Origin of the sequence: Microcystis sp. LE19-41.2A, assembly GCF_027530405.1 — a bacterium.
Classification (GTDB): Bacteria; Cyanobacteriota; Cyanobacteriia; order Cyanobacteriales; family Microcystaceae; genus Microcystis; species Microcystis aeruginosa.
The window spans coordinates 1-5,609 of the sequence record NZ_JAPZQJ010000114.1 but is presented as its reverse complement, the minus strand read 5'-3'; the positions used below and the strand labels follow the sequence as shown (position 1 = coordinate 5,609).

The 5,609-nt window shown below is 42.9% G+C and carries 8 protein-coding genes and 1 pseudogene; 4 read left to right on the top strand and 5 right to left on the bottom strand.

Annotation, left to right across the window (positions count from 1 at the left end):
* Together O9290_RS05080 and O9290_RS05075 are read left to right on the top strand one after the other, a co-directional pair.
* On the top strand, nt 1-664 hold a 664-nt coding region (locus tag O9290_RS05080; protein WP_288086775.1), incomplete at its 5' end, for an RNA-guided endonuclease InsQ/TnpB family protein.
* A gap of 504 nt (nt 665-1,168) precedes the next feature.
* Complete coding sequence (locus O9290_RS05075) at nt 1,169-2,125, top strand: RNA polymerase sigma factor, RpoD/SigA family (RefSeq protein ID WP_002761297.1); 957 nt, start codon at nt 1,169-1,171, stop codon at nt 2,123-2,125.
* Nucleotides 2,126-2,453: 328 nt separating this feature from the next.
* Here the strand turns inward: O9290_RS05075 and O9290_RS05070 are convergent, their stop codons facing one another.
* From O9290_RS05070 to ureA, 3 genes are all read right to left on the bottom strand, one after another.
* Entirely contained in the window at nt 2,454-3,329 is an 876-nt protein-coding gene (locus tag O9290_RS05070) for an S-methyl-5'-thioadenosine phosphorylase (RefSeq protein ID WP_002761295.1), read from the bottom strand.
* A 65-nt stretch (nt 3,330-3,394) separates the two neighbouring features.
* On the bottom strand, nt 3,395-3,721 hold the full coding sequence (locus O9290_RS05065) for an urease subunit beta (RefSeq protein WP_002761293.1): 327 nt from the start codon (nt 3,719-3,721) through the stop codon (nt 3,395-3,397).
* 19 nt (nt 3,722-3,740) lie between these two features.
* Nucleotides 3,741-4,043: an urease subunit gamma gene (gene ureA, locus O9290_RS05060; RefSeq protein ID WP_002738360.1), complete on the bottom strand. Its 303-nt coding sequence runs from the start codon at nt 4,041-4,043 to the stop codon at nt 3,741-3,743.
* A gap of 177 nt (nt 4,044-4,220) precedes the next feature.
* On the opposite strand from ureA, the gene O9290_RS05055 reads away from it, so the two are divergent.
* Together O9290_RS05055 and O9290_RS05050 are read left to right on the top strand one after the other, a co-directional pair.
* Complete coding sequence (locus tag O9290_RS05055) at nt 4,221-4,514, top strand: hypothetical protein (protein WP_155120423.1); 294 nt, start codon at nt 4,221-4,223, stop codon at nt 4,512-4,514.
* Nucleotides 4,515-4,558: 44 nt separating this feature from the next.
* The gene (locus tag O9290_RS05050) at nt 4,559-4,846 is read left to right on the top strand and encodes a DUF433 domain-containing protein (protein WP_002761291.1); all 288 of its coding nucleotides are present in this window, start codon (nt 4,559-4,561) and stop codon (nt 4,844-4,846) included.
* 157 nt (nt 4,847-5,003) lie between these two features.
* Here O9290_RS05050 and O9290_RS05045 read toward each other — a convergent pair whose 3' ends face one another.
* Both O9290_RS05045 and O9290_RS05040 read right to left on the bottom strand, forming a co-directional pair.
* Complete coding sequence (locus O9290_RS05045; RefSeq protein WP_288086777.1) at nt 5,004-5,174, bottom strand: hypothetical protein; 171 nt, start codon at nt 5,172-5,174, stop codon at nt 5,004-5,006.
* Nucleotides 5,175-5,234: 60 nt separating this feature from the next.
* Nucleotides 5,235-5,609, bottom strand: a pseudogene (locus O9290_RS05040) (IS1 family transposase); the annotation flags it as partial.

Below are 5,609 nucleotides of genomic sequence, written 5' to 3'. Positions count from 1 at the left end.
CGATATGACAGTAGGGAAGACCTGTTTAGGAATCGACGCGGGGATTGAGAGTTTTGTCGCTACTTCACGGGGAGATTTAATCAAAGCCCCTCGATTTTTGTTGAAAGTACAGAGTAAGCTTAAATTGCTACAAAGACGCTTGAAACATCAAGTCAAAGGCTCGAACAATTGGTTGAAACTCCAAGATAAGATAGCGAGATTACACGAAAAAGTGTCTAATACTCGTAGAGATTGGCATTTTAAGTTAGCTCATTACCTTTGTGATCTTGCTGATAATATCTTTGTTGAAGATATTAACTTCGTTTCGTGGTCTAGAGGAATCGTTAGAAAACAATCTCTAGATTCAGGCATCGGTAGTTTTATTAATGAGATACTACCGTTTGTTGTTTGGAAACGGGGGAAATATTATCTTAAAGTCGATAAAAACGGAACTTCACAGGACTGTCCTAATTGTGGCGCGTTCACTGGTAAAAAGTCGTTATCGGAAAGAGTTCACCGGTGTGATTCTTGCGGCCACATTGAACCGAGAGATACGGCATCAGCGAAGGTAATCGAGAACCGAGGAAAAAATGCGGTCGGACTGACCGTGTTAGAAAACGCTTGCGGAGGCGGTCGGTTGGGGGTCGTTCAGTTAAACCTGTTTGATCTAGTCAAGAGCAGATGAACCAAGAATCCCCCGCTACACCGCGCGAGCGGTTAGCGGGGGAGAGTCAATGGACATTTTAGTACAAACCCCTCACCGATCGCCCTGCGATCGCTATCTGAGAAAATTGCTCATTTTGTCATCTAGATTGCATCCTGATTGGAAACCTTTGGGTAATCTATGGGTACAGATACTCAAACCTCCCCTTCCTTGCTGCGTTCCTGATAGGGATATTTTTTTTTCTCATAAACTTTACAATATTTAATAATTGTTGTAATATTGGTTAAACAACCAAGGTTCTTACTACTTGCCATTTATGCCCATAAACTCTATATATAGCCAAAAAAAGGACTATAGAGGCAATTAAATCTTCAATTAGATTTCTCTATATCCTTGAGTGATCACTTACTAATCTCTTTACAAAACTAGAAAAAACCCTGATAGCATCTCCTTAACTGCCCCTGGGGAAGCGATCTGAAAAACGCCATCAATCCCTGAATATCAACCCTCAACCGACGCGCACTCATGAAAACCTCGAAAAACCCCACCGATCCAGTTCGCGCCTATCTCAGAGAAATTGGCCGAGTTCCCCTTCTCACCCATGAAGAAGAAATTCTCTACGCAAAACAGGTGCAAAGATTAATTTTTCTCGAAAAAATCAAGGAATCCCTAAGGGCGAAACTCGGCAGGGAACCCAGCGATCGCCAATGGTCAGAAGCGGCGGAAATTAGTGAAGAACAACTGCGTCGAGAATTGGGGGCAGGGGATTTCGCCAAACGCAAGATGGTAGAAGCGAACCTGCGTCTAGTGGTTTCCGTCGCTAAAAAATACCTAAAACGCAATCTAGATCTATTAGACCTCATCCAAGAGGGAACGATTGGGATGCAAAGAGGTGTGGAAAAATTCGATCCCACCAAAGGCTATCGCTTCTCCACCTATGCTTATTGGTGGATTCGCCAAGCCATCACCCGGGCGATCGCAGAAAAAAGTCGCACCATCCGTCTGCCCATCCACATCACCGAAAAACTGAATAAAATCAAAAAAGCCCAGCGTCAACTAGCTCAAGATAAAGGTCGCGCTGCCACCATTGCCGAATTAGCCGAGGAATTAGACCTAACTCCCAAACAGGTGCGAGACTACTTGGAAAGGTCCCGTCAACCCCTTTCCCTTGACTTAAAGGTGGGGGACAATCAAGACACGGAATTAGGGGAACTCTTGGAAGATACGGGACTTTCCCCCGAAGATTACACTGCCTATTCTTCCCTCCAAGTGGATTTGGAAAAACTGATGGCAGACCTCACCCCTCAACAAAAAGAAGTGATTTGTCTGCGTTTTGGTTTAGATAATGGGCAGCCCCTCACCTTAGCAAAAATTGGCGTTCGACTCAATATCAGTCGTGAACGCGTGCGTCAGATCGAACGAGAAGCGATCGCTAAATTAAGAAAACGCAAGGGCAACATCAGAGAATATCTAGCTAGTTAAGCTAGAGATAACCTAGAATTTGGGTCAAATTGAGCGTCTGGATAACAGCGAGAAAAATGACCCATTTCTAGATTCATCGGCGACTTTTCTCCGCTCTTATTTCTCTATTTAGGGTTTGCGGCAAAAAGTTTTTCCTGGGGGCAGGGTGTGGGGTGTAGGGTGTAGGGTGTAGGGTTTTAGCGATTTTGAGGGGGTAAATTACCTAATTTTCAGGGAAAAAGTCCAGGGATTTTCCCCCCGACCACTCCGGGATCTGGCACTTTTTGGAAACCAAAAAGTCTAAAAGTCTTACCCAACAAGGTTTTTAGATTTATTCAGCAAGCTCTATTTATTCAAGATATTTTTTCAAAAAGAGAGCTAATTTTTCTTTAGTGGCGACGGGAACAGAATCTAGACGGGTAAGAATAGCGTATTTAAGGGCAGAATGAGCGGCAGAAACGGGAGGATTAGCTACCAGACGGCGCACCGTTTCTTGGATAACTTTTTGGGCATTAATAGCGTTATGGTGTAGATTTTCGATCACCATTTCTACCGTGACATGATCGTGGTCGGGATGCCAACAATCGTAATCGGTAACTAGGGCTAAGGTAGCGTAGGCAATTTCCGCTTCTCGGGCTAATTTGGCCTCGGTTAAATTGGTCATACCGATCACGGTTGCCCCCCAACTTCTATAGAGATTTGATTCCGCTTTAGTAGAAAAAGCCGGCCCTTCCATACAGAGGTATGTACCGCCGCGATGCAAGGTAACTTCCGGTAGGTTTAAACTAGCGACGGCATCCCCTAAAATTTCGGCTAATTGGGGACAAATGGGATCACCAAAGGCAACGTGAGCAACAATTCCTTCCCCAAAAAAAGTCGCTATTCTCTCTTTAGTTCTGTCAATAAATTGATCGGGAATGACTAAATCTAGGGGTTTAACTTCGGCTTTTAGGGAACCAACGGCTGAAGCGGAAATAATATATTCAACCCCTAATTGTTTGAGGGCGTGAATATTAGCGCAAAAGGGTAATTCGGTCGGTAAAAAATGGTGATTTCTGCCATGACGCGCTAAAAAGGCGACTTCTGTTCCCTCTAAAGTACCGAGAATTAAAGCATCGGAAGGAGAACCAAAAGGAGTATCGAGGGATACTTCCCGCACATCCTTGAGGGCATCCATTTTATACAAACCACTGCCGCCAATGATGCCAATTTTTACCGTCGTCATAGTCTTGGAAAGAATTAGTTATCGTTGCCTTGATTTTACCATAATTGAGCGATTCCGTTAAGGCCTTACTTTTTCTTTTTCTTGCCCTTGAGGGAACCATTAATTAAACCATTAAAGCCATAAATTTCTTCAGTTCCCGCGATGGTAACTAATTCCACCTCTTTCGTGTCTCCCGGTTCAAATCGAACTGATGTACCCGCGGGAATATTCAGATGGGTTCCTTTGGTTAATTCGCGCTGAAACTCCAGGGCCTGATTAACTTCATAAAAATGATAGTGGGAACCCACTTGAATCGGTCGATCGCCTGTATTAGCCACAGAAACACGCAGGGTGTCGCGACCGACATTAATCTCGATCGCCCCGGATGGTGTGATAATTTCTCCCGGAATCATAGCTGCTAAAAATCTCCTGTTAGTGAATGGGATTGTGAACGGTAACTAATTTAGTACCATCGGGAAAAGTCGCTTCGATCTGCACTTCCGTAATCATTTCCGGGATACCTTCCATTACCTCCTCGCGAGTTAATAAAGTAGTGCCGTAACTCATCAATTCAGCCACGCTACGACCTTCCCTCGCACCTTCGAGGATGGCGGCGCTAATATAGGCGATCGCTTCGGGATAATTTAACTTGATCCCGCGATTTTTGCGTCTTTCGGCGAGCAGTGCCGCCGTGAAAATGAGTAATTTATCTTTTTCTTGGGGCGAAAGTTGCATAGATAGGCCTTTTTTTACACAGGTGCTAGGGTTATTGTAGTTCTTGGCCGGATAGTTGTAGCGATCGAGTTGTGAAAATTTATCTTGAATGTCCGGTCATCCTATCCATTAGTCAGAGCTTTCTTAACAAAAAGAGAAGAAACTTAAAAAAAGGGGAAACGATTGATAGGTATAGTTTTGAAAGAAGGAATCAAGGTGGAGGTGAGCAAAAAAAATGGAGAAATGGGCAGCCCAAGAATTACAGTATGCAGACCTAGGGGACACCAGAAGAAACTAATAAATCTTCAAGAAGCTTTGGAATTACACTTTGAACCGCCTTGTGCAACAGTTATTCCTCAATTGCAGAAAATCACTGTACGGGCGAAGCATTTGGGCATAACCTATCGCTCAAATCCTAGATTTCCTATCCGAATGCTTCGCCCCTACCCCGACCAATGTTTAGGCTATGCTAAAATGGTGATAAAAGCATAGAATCCTATTTAGTTTAATTAGTTGAAACTGAATCAGAGAAAGTTATGTTAACAGAGATAAATATTGGCACTTTTATAAAAAGCGATCCCAAAATTCATGGAGGTTGTCCTATTATTGCGGGAACTGCTGTTACTGTACGAAGAATAGTGATCTGGTATAAATTAGGATATAGTCCTGAAGAGATTGCCGATGAAATACCTCATCTTTCTTTGGCACAAGTTTATGCCGCTTTAACTTACTATCATACTAATAAAGAAACAATAGAATCAGAAATGGCAGACGAAACTGCGGAAGCAGATCGCCTTGAAGCATTACATTATTCTCCTTCCTAATTATGAGTAGAATTAGCTTATATATGGATGAAGATTCCACAGCGTTCAAAAGGCTTTAGATAATCCGACTTGTTTCAAAACTGCATTAGCAGTATGGCGTGATTTAATACTATTATCAACTACAAATCTTCTTTCTGTCAGAGGACTATACCAAATTTCATGATCTCCTTTCCCTTGACGGGTGGTGATTCGGTAGTAGTGATGGCGGCTTAATCCTTTGCTTTGCTTTGCTGTGCATTGTAGTCATGGATAAAATACCAAAGGGCTCCCCAACGTGATTCTCCATTTTTTTAGAGAAAGATAGACTCTCTCTCACCAGCCGAGAAATCCTTTGTCGAAAGGTATTATTTAATCTTTCAATAGGATTAGTTTGAACAGTTTCTTGACCGACTGGTCGATGACGTTTACTGGGAATTACTGTACTGTCTTATAGGACTCCCAAAAGTCTGTGTAAGCAACAGCACATTGTCGGTAAACGCCTGGTAAACTGGCCCCAAAGTTTTTTGGCTGATTGACGACTCCTATCTCCGCGCATAGCCACCAATAATTTCCCTTGTATTTCTATCAATTAACCGCCAAATATAAACCTTTATCGTCTTAGAAAAAACCAAAGACCACATTTCATCACATTCTCTAACCAATTTACCTTTTGGTTTGTCCGAAACCTTTATTTGACGGGGGACAGCCGCCAGTTTATTGTTGACATAGTTTTGTTACCATGACCAACTTACCCCTGTTACTCTAGCAATTCCTCGTCAGGAAA

What these genes read in the sequence shown, in the direction of transcription:
- ureA (WP_002738360.1), bottom strand. Translation starts at nt 4,043, where the DNA reads ATGCAACTTTCGCCCCAAGAAAAAGATAAATTACTCATTTTCACGGCG.
- O9290_RS05075 (WP_002761297.1), top strand. Translation starts at nt 1,169, where the DNA reads ATGAAAACCTCGAAAAACCCCACCGATCCAGTTCGCGCCTATCTCAGA.
- O9290_RS05050 (WP_002761291.1), top strand. Translation starts at nt 4,559, where the DNA reads ATGTTAACAGAGATAAATATTGGCACTTTTATAAAAAGCGATCCCAAA.
- O9290_RS05070 (WP_002761295.1), bottom strand. Translation starts at nt 3,329, where the DNA reads ATGACGACGGTAAAAATTGGCATCATTGGCGGCAGTGGTTTGTATAAA.
- O9290_RS05065 (WP_002761293.1), bottom strand. Translation starts at nt 3,721, where the DNA reads ATGATTCCGGGAGAAATTATCACACCATCCGGGGCGATCGAGATTAAT.